Source organism: Paenibacillus sp. RC21, from assembly GCF_044907935.1.
In the GTDB taxonomy this organism is placed as follows: Bacteria; Bacillota; Bacilli; order Paenibacillales; family Paenibacillaceae; genus Paenibacillus; species Paenibacillus terrae_A.
Genome location: NZ_JBIYCS010000009.1, coordinates 92,136 through 112,559, shown reverse-complemented (window position 1 = coordinate 112,559; position 20,424 = coordinate 92,136). Strand labels below are relative to the sequence as shown.

Sequence of the window (20,424 nt, the reverse complement as noted above, 5' to 3'; positions counted from 1 at the left end):
ATATTTGTTTTTTTCGGAGAGGGGAACATCACACAATGACCAATTATTATGAGCTGCTCGGTGTCAGCCGGGATGCTTCGGAGACAGAGATTAAGCAGGCTTACCGCAAACTGGCCAAAAAGTATCATCCTGATACCAACCAGGGAAGCGAGGAAGCAACGCGCAAGTTCAAGCTGATTCACGAGGCTTACAATACCTTGCGTGACGAAGCATTGCGGCAGGCATACGATGCCGAGCTCATCCGAAAAACAGAGGGAGCTGGCGGACCGCAACAAGATAGAGGAAGAGGGTCAGCATCTTCCAGCGGTGCTCGCACCGCAGCCAAAGGGTTTAATCCGGCTGATATAGGAACTGATTTTGAGCAATTTTTCGGTTTTCATCCGAAAACGAAGGAAGGCTCACCGGGGAAAAAAACGAAAAAATCCGGTGATCCGACGGATACCTCGGCGATGTTTAATCAGTTTTTCGGTATTCGTAAAAAGTGATGATTTCAGGATAGAAACGGGGGAAGCAAGCAGTGAAAACGGCGCAGAACAGATGGGTTTTCATCATAGATGTTGCCATGTTCGGGCTGATGCTGGCGATCGCCTATTATATGTTTAGTCGTACAGGCTATAGCGGTTTGAAAACCGTGGTCGTGATAGGTATCGGAATCGGCGTGCTTGTATACATATTGCGTAATCTGGTGTCAGTTGAACGTGTAGCGAAGCCAAAGACACAGCGCAATCGGATTGCCAAGCTGATACTGATGGATGAAGAGGGTGAGTCCATTAAAGAATGGTATATCGAAGGCGAAACTTCGCTCCTGATCGGCAAAACAACGGGTCGCTCCGAGGCGGATATTGATTTGGCAGGCACAGATTATGCATCTCTTGTAAGCGTGGAACATGCAGTCCTCAATCGGGTGAACAGTGACTGGTTTGTGGAGGATGTGGATTCTGGCAATGGTACGGGGTTGCGACCTGCGAACGAAAGTGTAACCAAGAAGCTGGAAAGCGGTGAGCCGTACCGGATTTACTCAGGTGATTTATTATATATTGCCAATACGAGGCTGCTCGTTAAATAGCTGAAAAGACAATCATGACAATGGGGGAAGGAACCGATTATGAGTTTGACAAGATGCCCGAACGGACACATGTTCAGTACACGAAAGCATGGAAATACGTGTCCTTATTGTAATACGGTGGTAAATGTAGCCGCACCCAAAAGTGTTGAACCAACGGCAAAAACCAACGGTGCGGGAGACGATGACAGAACGATGCCGTATTTGGGCGAGACTGTGGGGATTCACCCGGTAACCGGGTGGCTGGTATGCATCGAAGGAGCGCAGGTGGGTCAGGACTACCGCATTATGGCCGAGAAAAACTTTATTGGACGCGCCGAGGAAATGCATGTCCGTATTATTGGGGACAACACGATTTCCCGCAGAAATCATGCGGTCATTGTGTATGATCCGAAGAAGCGTAATTTCTACTTGCTGCCGGGGGATTCGTCAGGCTTGGCGTATCACAATAACGAGGCAGTATATTCACCAGCAGAGCTGGCTGCTTATGACGTGATTCAGCTGGGACATAGCAAATTTATCTTTATCCCGCTGTGCGGTGCCCATTTTGAGTGGGACAACGAAAACTAGGACGGAAGTGGGCATGGTGCAGGGAGGTAACGAAATGCAGCCTTATTTTGTTGTATGCGGAGCTGCGGTGCTATTCGCTGTTCTTCTCATGATCCGCATGCGGCTGACGCGAAGTCCCGGCAGCCGTACCGTGAGTGGAATTGAGATCGGAAATGGTCAAACGATCGGGAGCCGAAGCGAGCAGGATGATTATTTTGCAAGTATGACGACAACTGTCGGTACGCTGGCGGTTGTCGCAGACGGCATCAGCGGACTGGCTAATGGGCGCATGTCCAGTACGTTAGCGGTGACAACCTTTACGAAGGCGTTCGTCAAACTGGAGGATGCGTCGAACCTGAACGGTTATTTTGCAGAAGCGGCAACTCAGAGCAATCGCGGTATTTTGCAAAATTTGAATGGGCAGGGTGGAGGAACGACGCTGGCGGCGGTCATTATTTGTGGCTATCAGTTGTATTACGGAGCGGTGGGCGATAGCCTGATTACGATTTACCGCAATGGTCATTTTCAGAATGTTAATTCCAAGCATACGGCGGAAACCTTGCTGGAGGAACGCGTGCTGGCTGGGCAAATGACCTCGGAAGAGGCCAAAACGAGTCCGGTTCGCAATCAATTGGTCAATTATTTGGGCTATGAGGGCTTTGAGAGCATGGAGCTTGGTGCGGCACCGATTCGCCTGTACGCAGGCGATCATGTGCTGTTGTGCAGCGATGGCATTCAGGAGGCACTGACTGAGATTGAGCTGGAAGAGATCATGCGCAAGGGTGGAGCACCGCAGGAAATGGCGGAAGCGATGATCGATACGATTAATGATAAAGGCTTTAAAAGTCAGGATAACGCGACAGTGGTTATGTTGGCGATAGGATGAAACCAGAAAGACGGGGGTAGCGATGCGCAAGGACAACAGCGATTTTAGTACCGCCTTTGTGTCGGAAGCGGGCTCTTACATAGACAACCGGGACTATTTTGCATTCATGGAGACGGACGACATGGCCTGTTATGTCCTCGCAGACGGTCTGGATTCGGATCAGGAGCTGCGCAGCGCGGAAATGGTTGTCAAAACGGTACTGGAAAACTTCATGGAGAAGCCTTCCATGTCCAAGCGGCGCCTGATGAGAGACCTGCGTGAAGCGCAGGATTGGCTGCAATTCGAAAGCCGCCGTGTGCGGCTCAAGGCCAGTCTGCTCATAGTGGTGACCAACTACAACAAAATGGTATATGTTTCGTGCGGTAATGTGAGGCTGTATCATTTTCGCAATGGACGGCTTAATTTTCGCAGTAAGGATCATAGCTTGGCTCAGTCATTGGCGGATGACGGACGTATTCCCGACGAAGCGACCAGCACGCATGAGGAACGGGGCAATCTGCTGGAATACCTGGGAAATCCGAATGGAGTTCATGCCCATTATGCCAAAAAGACGCAGCTTGCAGATGGAGATGTAATGCTGCTTGCCACATCCGGGATGTGGGAAGATGTTGAACTGGCGGAAATGCTGGGTGCGCTGGAGGAAGCAAAGGACCCGGTCGTGCTGACGGATACGCTGGAAGAGGTTCTGCTGAGCAAGCAGCGTCGGGCGGTGAACAATTATACGGCTGCCGCCATCTATGTGAACAAAATTTTTCAGGAAAAGCCTAAGAACCGCCGCAAGCTGATCAAACGGATTTTGATTGCGTTGCTCGCTTTTGTGATTGTAGGCGGAGGAGCATGGATTACCCTGGCCCGTATGGCTGCGAACAAGGCGGCTGCGTTGGAAACGATGGTCGAATCGGCTCAGGCCGCGGATGATTACGCCAGGGCAGGAGATTATGCGAAGGCGCTCAAGTCCTACAGTGAAGCGAAAAACGCGGCAGTTAAAATTAACGATAAGATTCACAAGCGACTGTATACGGCAGAGCAGAAAGTATCTCAACTCATGGTTGACGGAGACGGATATGTGGAAAAAGCAGACTTTGCCAAAGCCGAAGCGAGCTACGATAAAGCGAGGAAAAGTGCCGGTCTGTACCCGCCTTTCAATGTGAAGGATATTGAGAAAAAAATCGACCAGCTGGACAGCTATGCCGAGACGGCGAGCTGGATGAAGGACGGAGATTTGAAATTTCAGGGCGGAGATTACGCGAGTGCGCTCAAGCTGTATACGAAGGCGAATAAAGCTGCGATGGAATCCGGTTATACATCTGCGCAAAAAGAGTTGGAGAAAAAGATTACCGAGACTAATGATAAAATGACGGCCATCCAGCAGCAGCTCAAGGAAATTCAGGCTGGCAAGCTTCAGGCCAGAGGGGATCGGCTGATGAAGGACCTCGATTATGAAGGAGCCATTGACGCTTATAGCGGGGCACAGGAGATTTATCAGGAAATCGGCAAGCTAGAAAGTGTGCTGGCATTGGAGCGAAGTATTGCGAAGGCAGAGGAGAAACAGAGCGCGGACCAGCAGAAAAATGGTCAGCTTGCTGATGGAGCGTCACTATCTGACGGAGCGCTGAACGATACAGGCACCGGGGACGTAGCGGACGAAGCTGCGGCTTCGGCTGCTGCGCCAGCTGCTACAACATCGCAAACCAAGGCTGCGACAGCTACGGGTAATGCTGCGACAACGAGTTCAGGGGGTACAGCGGACGCGAAGAAGGAAGCTTCATCAGCTACAAAGAACGGCAGTACGAGTGATGGAAATGCTTCTTCGACGAAGGCAGTTGTCAACAAGGAGAAAGGAACTGCTGATTCCACTTCCAAAGAAGCAGGTACGTCTGATTCAGGCAGCAAGGATCAGGCGGCTGCGAACGGGAATTGAGGTTTTCATGTTCAATGAATGCTGGAGCCGGAAAGGAGTGAGGCGTCGTGAAAGAGCTGGTGCAGGACCGTTTGAGCAAGATGGACGATTTGGAGCAGAGACGTTTGCTTAAAAATATGATGGCGGGGGTGTTTATGAACCTCGTCGAATATCAGGAAGAAATGACCCGCCAGCTGGAACGGCGGGTATTTGAGGAAATTGAGAATACGGAAGAGAAGTTTGACGTGTACGTGTCATTGACATCACGTGAGGACTATGATCCGATTCATGAATTTTTATTTCCGGTGTTGCCGACAGATACCAAGGACAAGGTGATGGATATCAGCCGTGTGGCAGAGGTCGTTCGGGAAGGCGGAGCGTTGCCGTTGTTTACTCTTTTTCTGGAGATGGAGACCGAGCAGATCACCGCGCTTGTACGCAGCAAACGGGTTTTCGGGGGAACATTGGTAACGGAAACCGGAAGCTATCCGATTCGTTTTCGTCTGGAACACAACCGTTCTTATATTTTAGAGATTGAGAAGCTGTATCTGATGTTCATGCAAAATGGCATGCCGTGGAAAACGATTAATCACCCGTACGCTTATAAATTTGTCGATTGTGTACTGGTTGGAGGAGAAGGCGAGCCTGACGCTGATGAGGAAATCCACGAAATTACGATCTCATTGGAGGAATTCGACGTTTTTAAGAAGGTGGATGTTTTTCCACTTTGGAACATTGAACGACTGTCTCTGAAAAACAGTGGTTTCCCAATACCAGCTATAGATCATGTGAACTATGAGCATGTGCTTCCTTTAAGTAAAACAGGACCTGAGCACGGCTACCTGATTGACGGAGTGGAAGGCGATATCCGGTATATCAAACGCACGGAAGAGGAACTGACGATTGTCACGCCACGTGATAAGTCCGGCGAATGGAATGTGTTGAAGGTTACGAAGCCCGTCCCAACGCGGCTTAGTCGTCAGACCTATCCGGTGTTGTCCAATCGGCGGCAGGACAGCTTTTTGGGCCGCTATGCAGGCAAACAGGCTGTGATCGTTCGAGCCAAAGCGGAGATTACGCGCATTGTACATTCTTTTGAAGCTGCACAGGGATTGGAATTGGAGCGTGTGGACATTTGGGGAGGCACAGGCAGAAATGATGTGAGCAAGCTTTTATCCAAATCCCAGACGTATCCGTTAAATCCGTTTGTCAGTGACAACGTGCGGACGGAGGAAGGCAAGCAGATCATGCGATTGGGGTTCAGACACGGTTCTGCGGAAGCTTCGTCAACATTTCCTGCATACATTTTATCCGACTTGATGAGCTTTCTGGTGTCGGAAGTGCAAATGTATTTCCCGGAGTACAAGTGTGAAGGAGAATGGCTGTGAATTACGTCTGGGATTTGCTTATGCGCGCAAAGGAACAGGAGTTAGATGTTAACAGCTTCCGGTTTGTACCCGCTGTTAGCTACTCCCCGTATATGGAGCTGAGTCTGACCGAGCTGAATACATCCGAGCTGGAGCAGGTGGTGGAAATCAATCCATACTACCGCTTTTATTCTATTTTTCGGGACCTGTTTCCGCCGGATGCTGAGGAGTACCTGGAGCTGAGAGAATCGCTGTTCGATATTATGATACATTTTCTGGCCGAAACGGATTTGTATCAGGGCATGAATCGGCGGGAGTACCATATCCGGTTTGTTCAGCGTGACATCGGGAACGGCATTTTTGGCCCGAAGGTGAGCGAAAGCTTTGTACAGTTAAACCGTGATGAGCAGGATGCGATTGCCGAAGGATTGCTGCGGCTGTATGAGACGGGGGAAGCTGTACATCTGCTAAAAGAAACGATGCGCCGTGTTTTTCACCGCTCGATCATTTATACCAATTGTGAGGAAAAGGACGAATTGCTCATCTATATCGGTCAGGAGGAAACGCAGTTATCACGGACCAAAGCAGATTTAATTCTGGATCTGTTTCTTCCGGCGCGTTTTACGATTGAGCTGTATTGGACACGTCATTTCGGTATTTTGGAGGCAGACCCGACGATGAAAATAGACGCTATTGCCCTCTATTAAGGCCAAATGGCAGAGAAAGGACATGTGAACGATGAACGGACCCTATACATACAGACTGCTTGACCCGCTCACCGATCGAAAAGGTATTCGCTTCACGGCGAAATACACGCGGGCGGAGCTAGAGCAAATGACAACCTTTCAGTTGCGCGGAATATGCGATAAGGAGCGGCTGGTCGAGGGCTTTGCTAATCGTCTGGCACGTGAGGAACTGATCCGTGTGATTCTGCGGTTTCGGAGTGCAGAGGAGCACCTGCTCATCACACGGCCCAACCCCGGCGGCTTCGAGCGCATCGAATCGGCACTGCGGCAAAATTGGAATGATCGACGGCAGGAGAGCGGCGGTATCCGGGTTCCCGCCAAAATCACGCTGTATCAGGGTGTGCGTACAGGTCGAATGGACAATTACCGGATTGAATCCGACTTGCCCTGGCTGAATGCGTCTAATGTGCTGCTGGTGAATGCGGTAGGCGACCTGTGCGGTATTTTGAATTTGGTGAAGGACGAGGGGCGGACAGGCGTATATTACCTTTCCCGCCATCTCGACGCTGAACTGCGGGAGACGACCAACCATAATTACAGTCTGCTGTTTTTGCGAAGACAGGAATCGGAATATTTTTATAACCTCTACTATGGAGATAAGCCGATGCTGCCATTGAAGCTTCAAGGCCAACGTATTCCGGTGGCAGAGCTGATCATTCGCGGTACTGAAACGACAGATGCAGTATTGGCGGTTGATTTTGGCACCTCGAACACCACGGCAGGCGCATATCTGGATAGTTCCTATGTTACTGCCCCGGATGCGGGCATGAGCAGCACGGTACGGCTAAACGCGATCAACTATGTGTCCTTCCCCGGCCCGGAGGGAGCGGAGGGGGATTGGATCGAAGTGTTGCCGACCGCCATTCGTGTCGCGGACTGCTCTAACCCGGAGCATATCGTATATGTATTCGGAGAGGAAGCACTGCGTGGAACGGATGTAGCGGGCAGCCGGGCGACAGTACTACGGGGTATCAAGCGCTGGGTCAACGACTATAAGCGAACCGAGGAATTAATGGATTCCGAGGGGAATACGGCGACTGCTTTCCGCAGCGAAATTCTGGCGGCTTTTATACGCTATGTGATTGCCACAGCCGAGCAGCAATTCAAGTGCCGGTTTCGTAACCTTCATTTTTCAGCACCCGTCAAGCTGCAGCCTCAGTTTATCGAGATGTTTAGCGATATTTTACCGGATTATCGGATTGAAGCAGAGGATGCACTGGATGAAGGGCTGGCTGTGCTGTACAATACACTGGCAGACCAGATGGAACGAGGGACGTTTGCGGATGGTGAGGAATATCAGGCTCTTGTGATCGATTGTGGTGGAGGTACAACGGATTTATCATCCTGCCGATTTCGCATTGAGGATGGACGTATTGCCTATAAGCTGGATATCCACACCACGTATGAAAATGGGGATACCAATTTTGGCGGAAACAATCTGACGTATCGGATTATGCAGTTCATGAAAATTGTGTTTGCAGGCTATTATGCTGCGGAAACGCGATTGCCTGACACTGATATTGATGCCTTGATCGGCATTCCTTCAGGGGATTTGTACCGCCATGTGGATGAGTTTGGCGTAGATGCTGTGTATGCCGGACTGGAGGAACGTTATCGAGAGGCAGAGGCCATCTTGCCTACGGCATTCAAGCAGTACGAGCATGCCACACGGGATGAATATCAGCGGGTGCTAAGCAATTTTCATCTGCTGTGGAGCGCGGCGGAAAATATGAAAAAGGAATTTTTCTTACGCACAGGCATCCTGCGCAGCCGCTTCGAATCAGAGCAGGTATTTTCATCTGAAAGCGATCTGAACATTGCCGTGATGGATCGTTGGCTGGTTTCAGTCATCGAAAATGGACGTTTTCGTGATGAATATGGATTGCCTGATGTAGTGTTCAATATCCGTGAAATACAGCAGCTTCTCAAGGCGGATATCTATAATATTGTGCGTAAGTTTCTGGATGATTTTTATCAGGAGGGGCGCTTGCAGGATTACTCGATTATCAAGCTGACCGGGCAGTCCTGCCGAATTGATGTGTTCCGTGAGGCACTCAAGGAATTTGTGCCGGGGCGCAGTATTGAGTTCCGTCAGAAGGCGGAGGACCTGAGTCGGGTGCCCGAGCTGAAAATGGCCTGTCTGCGCGGCGCTATCCGTTACTTGAACGCCAAAAAAATGGGCACGATTGAGCCTGTCATTACCAATCATATTCCAGCTATTCCGTACACCGTCAGCGCATGGACGCATACGGGGCGCGAGAAGGAGCTGATTGCGAGCTTGGAAAGCAACCGCGTGCGCGGCTCTATTTCCAGGCCGTCCCATGCGGCCGAGGTGGAATTTTTCCTGACGGCGAACGGTGGCAAGCTGCGTCAGCGCCATGTGTACCGCAGTCGGCCAGAAGCCTTTGAGCCGATGCCATATGAGGAAATCGCCGTGCTGTACGGGCGGGATATTCCGCAGGATGATACCGACTCTATTCGCAACGGTGAGACGAAATATTTTGTTTTTGCAGGCGACAGCCGTTGGGGCTTTTATGTGGTGCCGGTTACCCGCCGGGATGAATTGCTGCATCTGGGACCCAAACGCTTTTTTGCCTTCGAAAACGATCTCTCCGAGCTGGATTTCTTTGACGGTACGAAGTAGGACAGGCCAACAGAGGCAGCATACAGCGCGATACGAAGACACTATGAAGTGCGAAATACCAGGAGACACCGTGGAATAAAAATACAATATATGGAGGATATAGTATGTTATACGCAGGTTTTTGGAAACGGGTTTTGGCGAGTATTATTGACAATCTGTTGATGTGGTTCGTGTTTATGATTCTGGGTCTGATCTGGTTTGTGATTCAAGCCATTGGGGACTGGGGGTCTTCTTCGGTGGAAACCTCTTTACTCACAGACGGATCGCCCCCTATTTTTACCATAAAGATGGTTGGACAGACTTTGCTTAATTGGGGTGCGCTGTGGCTGTATCACGCGATTATGGAATCTTCCAAATGCAAAGCCTCGGTGGGCAAGCTGGCTCTCGGGATCGTCGTGGTAGATGAGTTTAACCAGAGGCTCAGCTTTGGACGTGCCAGTGCCCGCCATTGGAGTAAGTTTATATCCGCTATCATTCTGTGCATCGGCTTTATCATGACAGCCTTTACAGCTAGAAAACAAGCCCTTCACGATCTGATCGCTCGTACCTACGTCGTGGATAAACGCGAGCTGAATCATATCCTGCGTGAGCAGGCCGAGCGGGGAGCCGGGCTGTAAAGGTAGATAAATAGATCTTAAAATCCTAATGAATCGCAGTTTTCAATCAGGGGGAGCACGATGGATATACGCAGATTTTTAGAAAAGAATTTTCGCCTGTTTACTGGATTACTCGGAGGAAGTAAAGCTCAGCCCACCGATGATGGAGTTACTGTTCCACCTCCTGCGCCCGGTGTGAATCGGCTGTCTGTTCCCCTGAATAAAGAAGAATTGTGAAAGGAGGGAAACCATGTTAACCCATATCGTTCCGAAGTTTGAGAAAGGCCGTATTCTTAAAACCGAGATGCTGGAAAATCTGCGAGATTATCCTCGCAGTTTTCTGGATATCCGGTATCAGGATTATTCGGATGGCATTATTACCGGGATGAACGTCACTGTCGGGGAGCACACGCTGACCATTGGCAGAGGCATTGTAAAGCACAAGGGCAGGCTGTACCTGCTGGAGCAAGAGCAGGAAGTACCATATAAGGCTATGGGGCGGCTGTCGGTGTTGAAGCTGCTATTTATGGAACAAACGGATCGACCGGATTTCACTGTTCATCATGCGGATATTGTGCTGGAGGATCAGCCAGAGCTGGGTCTGGATGAACTGGAGCTGGGCAGGTTTAAGCTCAAAGATGGAGCCGTGCTTCGCTCGGATTATCAGGATTTTGCTGATATGGCTACCGAATTCAATACATGGAGCGATATCCATGCTCCCTTTGCAGGCTTGCATCAAAGTACATTGCGCCCGGAAACGATGCGGTATTTTGCATCCGAGCTGCTTAAAAGTGGCGCAACCGATCCGATGGATTGTATGTTTGCGCTCATGTGCCTGAACCTGGAAGCCGTGGACAGAGAATCAATCCAGCATTACATTGCAAACCGAAGCGGTGCGGAATACAGAGACTATTCCCAGGTACAGCTACACAGACAGTTGGTTCTTATTCTGGAAGGCGCTGGACGGGGGAAACGTACAGCAGGGCGTTGGCAAGGCGGCGGAGCCGGACGGATGATTGTGGATTAGTCTCAAAATTTGACAAAGCCCTCAATATGGAAGTAGGATGCTTTAACGTATTCTTTTAAACAAAAATTTACATATGTCCAAAAGTAGGAATAAAGTCGCTGGGGCTATTAGACACTCGTTTGATGAATTGAAACTTCCTTTATTTGCGAAAAATCGACATTCATTTTGACAGAGGTAGATGTGTTGAAGGGAGTTATAAGTAAATGGAGTTGCCGTAGCAACGAACTAGGCCTCGTGAATCAGCTGTTTTTTGTTTATTTTACTTGTTACAATAAAACCATTAAACGACCGTATCCTTTTGATATGTAATTCCGTCTACCTCAATGAAACACTCAAACTCAAATGGACTGAACAAAGGGGGGCCCCAAATATGGCCTTTGTGATATCCGAACGGATGAAAAATGAATCTTCCCACTCTAAGGGAAATGAACCATTCCAAAAAGTACTTCCTGCGTTGTATCGCTACTGTCTTTCGTTGACAGGCTCCACATGGGATGCGGAGGATTTGGCGCAGGCGACTTTTCTGTATATGCTGCAATCTGAGAAAAAACTGCATGAGCTGGAAAATGGCGAGGCTTATTTAATCCGTTCCGCGCGGAATCGATGGATTGATGATATCCGCAGGCAAAATGCTCAAAAGCGCCTGTCTGCGCCTGGCGAAGGAGATTATACTCGAAAGTATGATGAGCCTTCACCGAGTTATGAAGAAAATTACACACCAGATCTGGAACTGGCGCTTCAATATTTAATGACACATGTATCAACATGGCAGCGGACCATCTTGGTGCTGCGGGATGTATGGGGCTATACGGCGTCGGAAACGGCAAAGATGCTGAATACGACGGAAGGTGCGGTAAAAGCGGCCTTAAGCCGGACCCGCGCTTTGCTTGCCCAGAAGCACAAAGAGGGAAATGGGCTGGAGTCTGTAACCCTACCTGAGCATGAAGAGGAGCGGGAATGGCTTAAGGCTTATTTGGCGGCCTTTTGTGCAGGAGACGCACAACGCTGGATTGCGCTTGGCTTGAACGATATGGCTGAGCCAATAGCGATTGCCGGATCTGTGCTGTATCAGAGCTTTTATTCTTCTGGCGCTCAAATGAACTCTAATCCTTCCCATGGCATGCAGGCTAGGATGGCCGCTTAACAAGAGGGGGGTTTTGGCAAATGAGCACCATTCCTTATGTAATTGAGCAAACGAGTCGCGGAGAGCGAAGCTATGATATTTATTCCCGGCTATTAAAGGATCGTATCATTATGGTGTCGGGTGAGATTGAGGATCAAATGGCAAATGTCATTGTAGCGCAACTGTTGCATCTTACCGCCGAGGATTCCGAGAAGGACATACAGATGTATATTAACAGTCCGGGCGGGTCCATTTCAGCGGGGTTTGCCATTTATGATACGATGCAATTTGTGAAAAATGATATATCTACCATATGCACAGGCATGGCAGCGAGCTTTGGTACGATTTTGCTGACCGGAGGCACGAAGGGCAAGCGGATGGCGCTGCCCAACAGTGAGATTATGATTCACCAGCCGTTGGGCGGAGCCAAGGGACAAGCTTCGGATGTGCTGATTTACGCCGAGCGTCTGATCAAGAGCCGGAAACAGTTGAACCGTATTTTGGCAGATCATACCGGGCAACCGCTGGAGTGTGTGGAAAAAGATACCGATAGAGATCACTTCCTTACGGCTGAGGAAGCGGTAGCATATGGCTTGGTGGATCAAATTGTTACTCGGATCTAGCCTTTATTGAAAAATTTCATGTAGTCCCTCGCTAATTCTGAAAAAATTCAAGGTTTGTTCATTGCAATTTCAAAACAATAGGTTTATAATTTCAAACGGATTCAAAGGGGCTTATCCCGGAATCCATGGGAATTCATCCTATCTGAGCTTGCGTGTGCATGCTCAAATAAGAATTAAGCGAGGGATTTACAATGAAAACCTGCTGCACCATCCAGGTAGACGAAGACAGTTTAGTTATTGATTTGCCGGAAGAAGGAACCACGCTGGACTCCCTGCTCGGTGATATTGAGAGCTGTGGTGGAAGTGAAGAGCCTTGGCTGCAACTGATCGACAAGGTAATGGGCAACTCATCTGAGACTATACTGACAGGTCAAGTGACGGATGGCGGCGATACGAAGGAAGATCAGACGATCAAAAAACCTCAGGCAGCCGCTCAGGGGTAATAGGCAGATCATACGTTAATACGATATTTTTAACACGATCCGATTCACATACATGATCATGTATAAGACTGCTATACCGGGCCGAAGGGCATGGGGGAGCAGTCTTTTTTTTAGGCTTTTTAGAAGTTTTAGGATCCTTTTTCGTAGTGGCAAAATTCGTCAAATTTCGCAATTTTCAGGTGGGTCTTTTGTCCCGAAACCGTGACTTCCTGTTCATTTTCCACCATAAAGTCGAAATATAACATGGAACTAACTATAATAGTAGTAACATCCATATACAGGTAAGTGACACCTAATGTTGGACCTGATCCTCTTGCTGTATAAAGGAGGGGAGCGAAAAGGCGGAGAACAACGTACTGATAAGCTTATCCACTTTATTAAAAGGAAGGAATGTGTAAATGATGAATGGGCAATGGGTCCTGCCAAGGATCGCAAAAAGAGTAGCGGTGATGTTAACTGCGGTGTTACTGTTGACGTTAACGAACGGATTTAACTGGAATGCGCAGACCGCAGAGGCTGCCGGGACAACTCCCGTGGAGCGTTACGGACAACTTTCAGTGAAGAATGGTAAGCTGGTGGATAAAACCGGGAAGCCTGTGCAGCTCAAAGGGATCAGCTCTCATGGTGTCCAATGGTTTGGGGATCTGGTGAATGAGGACTCGATGAAATGGCTGCGGGACGACTGGGGCATTTCCGTGTTCCGGGTTGCGCTATACACCGAGGAAGATGGTTATATTGCCAATCCTTCATTAAAAAATAAAGTGAAGGAAGCCATTGAAGCAGCACAGAAGCTGGGATTATACGTTATTATTGACTGGCACATTCTCTCGGATGGTGATCCGAACATTCATAAAAATGAAGCCAAGGCTTTCTTTAATGAATTTGCAACTCAGTACGGGAATTTGCCAAACGTGATCTACGAGCTTGCCAACGAACCGAACGGGAACGTGAACTGGAACAACCAAATTCGTCCTTATGCGTTGGAGGTATCCCAGGTTATTCGAGCCAAGGACCCGGACAATATTATTATTGCAGGTACAGGCATGTGGAGTCAGGATGTACACGATGCAGCAGATAACCCACTTCCAGACAAAAATACGCTGTACACCGTGCATTTCTATGCGGGTACGCACGGACAATACCTGCGGGATCGCGTCGATTACGCGCTGAACAAGGGCGTGGGCATATTTGCTACGGAATGGGGAACCAGTGATGCTTCGGGTAACGGGGGGCCGTTCCTGAATGAGTCTAAGGTATGGACAGATTTCCTGGCTAGTCGTGGAATCAGTTGGGCAAACTGGTCGTTGGCCGATAAAAATGAAACCTCTGCTGCGCTTTTACCTGACGCTAACCGTAAAGGGGGATGGCCTGATTCACAATTGTCAGCTTCCGGTAAATTCGTAAAACAAGCCATTCTGGAAGGCTCCAACAACAATAATGGAGGCGGAAACAATGGTGGCGATAACGGTGGTGGAAACAACGGCGGCGATAACGGCAACGGAGGAAGCACACCAGGCGGGGACGATCAAGGGATTGTGCTTCAGTATCGCACCGGAGACACGAATACCAAGGATAACGCAATCCGCCCTGAATTTAATATCAAAAACACAGGAAAAACGGCTGTCAAGCTGAGTGATTTGAAAATTCGCTACTATTACACAGATGAAAGCAAACAAGGTCAGCAATTATTTGTAGACTGGGCCAAGGTTGGAAATGAAAAGGTAAAATCGACTTTTGTAACATTGCCAGAGCCGAAGGCCAAGGCTGATAAATATGTGGAAATTTCATTTACTGATGGAGCGGGTACTATTCAGCCCGGCGGGGAAAGCGGAGAAATTCAACCCCGTATCCATGCTGCGAACTGGAGCAATTTTGATGAAACCAATGATTATTCGTATGGTTCCAGCCAAACTGCCTTCGCAAACTGGGACCGTGCAACCGTTTATCAACAGGGCAAGCTGGTATGGGGTATAGAGCCTTAAGGCACAACAGGGATCATGCCCGGAATGAGTAATGAACATGGGACTTTTGGGTCCATACTTTTCAATATTGGATTATATAGTATGCGCCTTTGGTATATGTGTACTGGAACTTTAGGAGGGCGATTTAAGAACTTTGGTTCCGGTGTTCATACTACTAAAGTACCATATGATATTCGACTTTAGTGGTGCTTGAACTACTTCCATAGCACAGAGGGCTTGGTCCTAATGGACCGTCCCTTAACAAAGAACCCCCGTGTTTGCCATTACAGGCAGGCGGGGGTTCTTTACGTTTCCAAATATAGGTATTTCTAGGTTCAATCGTGTTTAAGCTAAATTAAAAGCTTTGGCCAGCAGACGATAGGACTGAACGCGCTTATCAAAGTCATGAATGGATGAGACAACTAGCAGCTCATCGGTACGATACTGCTCAGCCAAGCGCAGTAATTGCTCCTTACACTGATCGGGTGTACCGACAACGCGCCATGATGCTGACTGACGCAGTCGCTCGCGATCAAACTCCGTGTACGGATAGGACAGCGCTGTTTTCACTGATGGCAGTGAAGTCATTTCTTTGCCTTGCATAAGCAACAGGAAAAACAGGCTGGCGCTGGAAGCCAACTGCTCGGCCTCTTCTGTAGTTTCGGCGCATGACACAGTAACTGCCGCCATGGAGCGGGGCTTATCGCCCAGGATGGAAGGCTGATACTGATCGTGGTAACGTGCGGTAGCTTCTACCCCACCTGGTGTGCCGAAAAATTGGGCAAAGGCATAGGATGCGCCCATCATCGCGGCTAATCTTGCGCTTTCTCCACTGGAACCGAGCAGCCACAGTTCAGGAATGGTCGAAATCGTCGGTGCCGCATGAAGTCCGGCAAACCGATGGTTGGCAGGCACAGAATCATGGAAATAATCAATTAAATCGAGAATCTGTTGTGGATATTGCTCGACGGATTGGTACTTACCTTCCTGCAAGGCACGTGTTGCCAGCGGCAAACCGCCCGGAGCACGTCCCAGACCCAGGTCAATTCGACCCGGATGAAGCGCCTCCAGCAGCCGGAAATTCTCAGCGACTTTATATGCGCTGTAGTGTGGCAGCATAATACCGCCTGAGCCGACACGAATACGTGACGTATTCGCAGCCAAATGTGCGATCAGCACCTCAGGACTGGAGTGTGCAAGCATTTTGGACGCATGATGCTCAGACACCCAATAACGGCTATATCCCAGCTTGTCGGCTTCACGCGCTAACGCAGTTGTATGGGATAAGGCATCCTGAGCAGTACCACCTTCAGGAATATGAGACTGGTCCAGTATACCCAGTTTAAGCATTTTGCAATCACCTCTTACACAACTGTATCAGACACAACTCATTTGGTCAAAACTTGAAGTTGGATTATTTGGAGTTGAAGCTGAATCGGTTGGAGTTTAGGAATCTTTTCGTTATAATGAAAGAAGTGCAGGATGAGAGAACATCCTTGCTTTTGGAAAGGGGAACGAATTTGTGTTAAGAACACCTTTGGGGCGTGTCCGACTCATGCTCTGGATTCAAGGTATAGCGTATTTGGCAATACTATTCACCCATCAGCCGCTGCAAGCTGCGGGCATGACCCAGACAGTCATGGTGATCGGTAACATATACCGGATCAGCTTTTTGCTGCTCCTCGTCGCTTTGATCTATGGCAAAACAGCACTGAATTGGTCCCTACGGCGGCCTCTATTCATTATGTTTGCGTCCTTCATTCCTTTTGGTCTGATCATTATGGATTGGATTTGGGTGAAAAAATGGACAGGGGATTCGGCAGCAGAACAGCGAGCCGCATCGTAATAATTTAGTAAAGGTCGAGTGAGATTCGAGGATCTGCTCCTTAAGCCCCTCAAGCGGGACTAGCCCCGGTGCAGCAGAGAAGAGAGCATTGCGCAGATTGACGCGTGGTGTTCTTTTTTTGTGCACCGGAAACTAATTTAATTGAATGCCTTCACTAAAAACTCAGCAGTTTTACGTCTTTGAAAGCCGTCCACCCAATGACCGGTAAATGGATAAATTTCAATCGTTTTGGGCGATTCAATGCGATTATATGCGGCAAAAATCGTTTCCGGCATACATACGGTATCCTTGAGTCCCACCGATACCATGACAGGAATATGAATGCGATGAGCAAGATTCATCACGTCAAAATAACTTAATGTATGTAGCACCTGCTCCAAATGCTCTGGAAATCGGTTTGCGAATTCGGCAGCTTCCGTCAGCGAGCTGGTAGAATTCATCATACCAAAATCCATATGGCACATATTAGGAATGTCAGCCACCGTAACAGCAGCTTTATCACTGAGTGCAGCTACCATTAATGCAAGTCCGCCGCCCTGGCTAGCCCCAGAGATTACAATTTTGCTCGCATCCACATCCGGCTGCTCTGCCACCCAATCTACGGCTCTGAGGGCATCTGTCGTTATCGTTTTGTAGTAGCAGGTATCCTTATCCAGGATTCCTTTCGTTACCCAGCCTTTAACCGTACCATGAGGATCATCCAAACGATCTCCTGTTTCACCACCCTGACCGCGTACATCTACGGCAAATACAGCAAAGCCAAGCATCAGCCAGGACGAGTAATCCTCAGGATAGCCCTTGCCACCTGTGTAGCCATGGAAAAGGACAATACACGGCAGCTTTTGATTTCCGGCAAATTGGGGGCGTATATACCATGCATGCAGCGGCGTATCATCTACACCTTCAAAGGTAACCCGTGAGGCATGAATATGAGGATACGGCGTTTCCACTGGTGTTTTGAACGCACACACGGGTTTAGCCTGTACATCTTCCAGTGTTTTGTCCCAGAACTGCTCGATGTCCTTCGGGGCGGTCAGATCCGGTTGATACTGCTTCAATTCGGCAATTCTTTTTTCAATGAAATTCATAGTGAAAAAATCCTCCTTCATATATAGAACGAGTATCTACTCAAGCTTTACCCGGTAGAGTAGACTCTTCCAGCTCTCTCAGCAGCTCAAATGCTTCTTCGTTTGTGCTTCCGCACGTATCCTCATCAGCATGAAATCCACTGCATACGGCTGGCCGCTCAGGCTTGCCAAACAATCGGCAACGGTTATCCGAAGTGAGCTGTGGGCAAGGGACACCAGCCGGTTTTCCATCAGGCATGCCGGGAATAGGAGATGAAATCGTAATAGCAATACAGCACGCGGCGCATCCGACACGACACTCCAGTTGGGGTCACTCCTTATCATCTGTTATTTTTGCAACGTATGCATGAAGCGACTTCAATGAAGCCATAATGTGAGGATGGCACAAAAAAAGCAGGAATACAAGGATGACTGTATTTTATACACGCTTTTCACACAAGGGTTATAAATAAGCAGTTAGGCACGTAGGATGGTATCAAGCTCCTAAGTCATTGTTCTGTTCATTAGGTAATATTAACCATTTGTGCTCAACGTGTTCAAAAGGAGTTCGAGTGGTTAATAATAGAACACAACGATAAAAACTTAAATGAGGTGAAGTAAAATGAGTTGGTTATGGGCATTGATTGTTGGAGGTATTATTGGTTGGTTGGCAGGAATTATCGCAGGTCGTGATGTTCCGGGTGGCGTGATTGGTAACATTATCGCTGGTTTTATCGGTGGATGGTTGGGTGGCTTGATTCTGGGCGACTGGGGTCCTGAAATCGGATCGTTCTACATTGTCCCTGCATTAATTGGTGCGATTGTGCTGGTTGTTATCGTAAGCTTGATCTTCCGTTCCATTGGACGGAGCAGGGGCTAACACATAAAACATCGATTCCACTAGCCCTTATAGGGCATAAGGCTACAAAATGAAAAGAAGCTGCTTCCCGCAAGGTTCGCAAATGAACCTGCAGGAGCAGCTTTTTTTATTGAAACCGCCTGATATGAGGCACACATAAAACGCCCAACACGATGCACATGCCAACGGTTGAAAACAGACCGATAGTGAAAATGCCGCCAAGCTTGTCCGCCATCGCACCCACAGCCAGATAGCCTACAGGCAGTAAGGCAAAGGAAAACATTAGATCCAGACTGGCTACACGGCCAAAGGATTCGGCGGGAACCATTTCCTGAAGGCTTGTTTCCCATATGATCGCAAATATCATAATGCCGAACCCTTCAAGCATCATGCTCATAATCAGTCCCGGCATCCAGGTGACTACAGACAACAATAATAAAGCAAGCCCGCTGACAAAAGCCCCGAGGTAAGCGAGCAGGCCGCGATGCTTCCAGTGCTTGCGCGACCCGTATACAAAGGCACCCAGCATAGCGCCGACGCCGCTACTTGCCATCGCAACGCCATACACGACTGGACTGTAGCTATGATGAACCTTGAACAGCCACGGAATGAGTACTGCAATAATGCCTGAGTAACAAATATTAATGAAGGAAAAAGCCAGAATCGTAATCCACAGCCACGGATGACTTTTAAGAATCGTAAAGCCCGCAATAAAATCTTTGAGAAAATGCTGACCTTCCTGATCCTGTTGTTCTGCATTTGCCTGGCGCTCACCGATGAGCGAGGCCAAATGACTGCTCAGCATCCAGAAGCAGGCAAAAGATATCAGATAGGCGACAGAATCCAGACCAAAGCCGACCCCTGGTGAGGTGAAGGATACAATGAAGCCGCCCAGTGGAGGGCCGAGAAGGCGGACGGCTTGAATACTAATCTGACTGAGCGCGTTAGCCGCATTGCGAATGTCCGGCGTAAACACCTGTGCGCGCAGGGCAGAATAAGCCGGATTAAAGATACCGTCCATCAATCCGTATAAGGCAAGGCCAACGAACAGATACGGCAGTTTCATCCCGTCGGTAAACATCAGCACCGCCGCAGCGAACATCAGCCCAAAGCGGGCAATGTTGGTGAACAGAAGCAGACGGATTCGGTCGATCCGATCTACAATCATCCCTGCAAAGGGCAGAATAAGCACGTTAGGCAGCATATAGACAGTCATCGCCAGGCCCATGATTGTAGTCGAGCCCGTCAGGGAATAGATAACCAGTGGCAAAATGACGGTGGTGACTGAGGTTCCCAGCATAGCGATCCAATGTCCAAGCCACAGAAGAGTGAACGCTTTGGATTGCCTTAAAGGCGAAGTGAAGGTGGCCCAAGCTGAACGTCTTCCTTCGGGTGAAGCAGAGGATAGGGTTGAATTTTGGGTTTCCATAATGCCTTCCTTTCAATCGAAAACGAGGTAAATATTACTAATCTTCATATTGAAATCAATTATACGAAACCTTGGACGTAAAGGTACAGAAAAAAGTTACTGTGAGGATAGATAAAATGAATAGTCTGTCTATGAATGAGTCAACCTAGGATAACTTTGAGCCCAGAAATGCTATAGCTCACCTTTTGCATAGGGATTATTGGATAAAAGCATTGACGTGTAAAAATGAATGATGTACTATTCAATGAGCCAGCTAAGTGCTAGGTTATCAAGAAAAAGGAAAAGAGTGTGGTTA

Annotated in this window: 21 protein-coding genes; 17 read left to right on the top strand and 4 right to left on the bottom strand. The window is 48.7% G+C overall.

Translation table 11 applies throughout. The features are described 5' to 3' along the window. The first annotated feature begins 35 nt into the window (after positions 1 to 35). From ABIA61_RS22815 to ABIA61_RS22745, 15 genes are all read left to right on the top strand, one after another. Positions 36 to 485 carry a J domain-containing protein gene (locus ABIA61_RS22815; RefSeq protein ID WP_283652912.1) on the top strand — a complete coding sequence of 150 codons (450 nt, stop codon included), beginning with the start codon at positions 36 to 38 and terminating at the stop codon, positions 483 to 485. Between the two features lie 32 nt (positions 486 to 517). Continuing rightward, positions 518 to 1,066, top strand: a complete 549-nt coding sequence (locus ABIA61_RS22810; protein ID WP_283652911.1) for an FHA domain-containing protein — start codon at positions 518 to 520, stop codon at positions 1,064 to 1,066. A 39-nt stretch (positions 1,067 to 1,105) separates the two neighbouring features. Then, a complete protein-coding gene (locus ABIA61_RS22805; RefSeq protein ID WP_014282882.1) occupies positions 1,106 to 1,633 on the top strand; it encodes an FHA domain-containing protein in 528 nt (175 codons plus the stop codon). Between the two features lie 34 nt (positions 1,634 to 1,667). Then, on the top strand, positions 1,668 to 2,498 hold the full coding sequence (locus ABIA61_RS22800; RefSeq protein WP_283652910.1) for a PP2C family protein-serine/threonine phosphatase: 831 nt from the start codon (positions 1,668 to 1,670) through the stop codon (positions 2,496 to 2,498). A gap of 22 nt (positions 2,499 to 2,520) precedes the next feature. After that, positions 2,521 to 4,419, top strand: coding sequence for a serine/threonine protein phosphatase (locus ABIA61_RS22795; RefSeq protein ID WP_283652909.1), 1,899 nt, complete (start codon positions 2,521 to 2,523; stop codon positions 4,417 to 4,419). A gap of 47 nt (positions 4,420 to 4,466) precedes the next feature. After that, positions 4,467 to 5,786, top strand: coding sequence for a normocyte-binding protein (locus tag ABIA61_RS22790; protein WP_283652908.1), 1,320 nt, complete (start codon positions 4,467 to 4,469; stop codon positions 5,784 to 5,786). Further along, complete coding sequence (locus ABIA61_RS22785; RefSeq protein ID WP_283652907.1) at positions 5,783 to 6,472, top strand: iron-dependent peroxidase; 690 nt, start codon at positions 5,783 to 5,785, stop codon at positions 6,470 to 6,472. The genes ABIA61_RS22790 and ABIA61_RS22785 overlap by 4 nt, the downstream gene beginning before the upstream one ends. Positions 6,473 to 6,503: 31 nt before the next feature. After that, the gene (locus ABIA61_RS22780) at positions 6,504 to 9,155 is read left to right on the top strand and encodes an Hsp70 family protein (RefSeq protein ID WP_283652906.1); all 2,652 of its coding nucleotides are present in this window, start codon (positions 6,504 to 6,506) and stop codon (positions 9,153 to 9,155) included. Between the two features lie 104 nt (positions 9,156 to 9,259). Further along, the gene (locus tag ABIA61_RS22775; RefSeq protein WP_283657251.1) at positions 9,260 to 9,772 is read left to right on the top strand and encodes an RDD family protein; all 513 of its coding nucleotides are present in this window, start codon (positions 9,260 to 9,262) and stop codon (positions 9,770 to 9,772) included. Between the two features lie 60 nt (positions 9,773 to 9,832). Next, on the top strand, positions 9,833 to 9,988 hold the full coding sequence (locus ABIA61_RS22770) for a hypothetical protein (RefSeq protein WP_170970890.1): 156 nt from the start codon (positions 9,833 to 9,835) through the stop codon (positions 9,986 to 9,988). A 13-nt stretch (positions 9,989 to 10,001) separates the two neighbouring features. Continuing rightward, positions 10,002 to 10,778, top strand: a complete 777-nt coding sequence (locus ABIA61_RS22765) for a DNA and RNA helicase (RefSeq protein WP_404581303.1) — start codon at positions 10,002 to 10,004, stop codon at positions 10,776 to 10,778. 370 nt (positions 10,779 to 11,148) lie between these two features. Beyond that, positions 11,149 to 11,922 (top strand): RNA polymerase sigma factor, encoded by a 774-nt coding sequence (locus tag ABIA61_RS22760; protein ID WP_404581301.1) that lies wholly within the window; start codon positions 11,149 to 11,151, stop codon positions 11,920 to 11,922. A 20-nt stretch (positions 11,923 to 11,942) separates the two neighbouring features. Continuing rightward, the gene (gene clpP, locus ABIA61_RS22755; protein WP_283652901.1) at positions 11,943 to 12,524 is read left to right on the top strand and encodes an ATP-dependent Clp endopeptidase proteolytic subunit ClpP; all 582 of its coding nucleotides are present in this window, start codon (positions 11,943 to 11,945) and stop codon (positions 12,522 to 12,524) included. 191 nt (positions 12,525 to 12,715) lie between these two features. Further along, complete coding sequence (locus ABIA61_RS22750; protein ID WP_283652900.1) at positions 12,716 to 12,967, top strand: hypothetical protein; 252 nt, start codon at positions 12,716 to 12,718, stop codon at positions 12,965 to 12,967. 398 nt (positions 12,968 to 13,365) lie between these two features. Then, on the top strand, positions 13,366 to 14,949 hold the full coding sequence (locus ABIA61_RS22745) for a cellulase family glycosylhydrolase (protein ID WP_404581300.1): 1,584 nt from the start codon (positions 13,366 to 13,368) through the stop codon (positions 14,947 to 14,949). 324 nt (positions 14,950 to 15,273) lie between these two features. Here the strand turns inward: ABIA61_RS22745 and ABIA61_RS22740 are convergent, their stop codons facing one another. Then, the gene (locus ABIA61_RS22740; RefSeq protein WP_404520984.1) at positions 15,274 to 16,278 is read right to left on the bottom strand and encodes an LLM class flavin-dependent oxidoreductase; all 1,005 of its coding nucleotides are present in this window, start codon (positions 16,276 to 16,278) and stop codon (positions 15,274 to 15,276) included. Positions 16,279 to 16,450: 172 nt separating this feature from the next. Here ABIA61_RS22740 and ABIA61_RS22735 point away from each other — a divergent pair, with 172 nt between their 5' ends. After that, positions 16,451 to 16,774: a DUF3817 domain-containing protein gene (locus ABIA61_RS22735; RefSeq protein WP_283652897.1), complete on the top strand. Its 324-nt coding sequence runs from the start codon at positions 16,451 to 16,453 to the stop codon at positions 16,772 to 16,774. Positions 16,775 to 16,911: 137 nt separating this feature from the next. Here ABIA61_RS22735 and ABIA61_RS22730 read toward each other — a convergent pair whose 3' ends face one another. Both ABIA61_RS22730 and ABIA61_RS22725 read right to left on the bottom strand, forming a co-directional pair. Next, positions 16,912 to 17,862 (bottom strand): acetylxylan esterase, encoded by a 951-nt coding sequence (locus ABIA61_RS22730; RefSeq protein ID WP_404581299.1) that lies wholly within the window; start codon positions 17,860 to 17,862, stop codon positions 16,912 to 16,914. A 40-nt stretch (positions 17,863 to 17,902) separates the two neighbouring features. Then, on the bottom strand, positions 17,903 to 18,166 hold the full coding sequence (locus tag ABIA61_RS22725) for a YkgJ family cysteine cluster protein (protein ID WP_082067208.1): 264 nt from the start codon (positions 18,164 to 18,166) through the stop codon (positions 17,903 to 17,905). A 297-nt stretch (positions 18,167 to 18,463) separates the two neighbouring features. On the opposite strand from ABIA61_RS22725, the gene ABIA61_RS22720 reads away from it, so the two are divergent. Beyond that, positions 18,464 to 18,721: a GlsB/YeaQ/YmgE family stress response membrane protein gene (locus tag ABIA61_RS22720; protein ID WP_404520982.1), complete on the top strand. Its 258-nt coding sequence runs from the start codon at positions 18,464 to 18,466 to the stop codon at positions 18,719 to 18,721. A 106-nt stretch (positions 18,722 to 18,827) separates the two neighbouring features. On the opposite strand, the gene ABIA61_RS22715 is transcribed toward ABIA61_RS22720, so the two are convergent. Next, complete coding sequence (locus ABIA61_RS22715) at positions 18,828 to 20,129, bottom strand: MFS transporter (protein WP_404581298.1); 1,302 nt, start codon at positions 20,127 to 20,129, stop codon at positions 18,828 to 18,830. Positions 20,130 to 20,424: the final 295 nt, after the last annotated feature.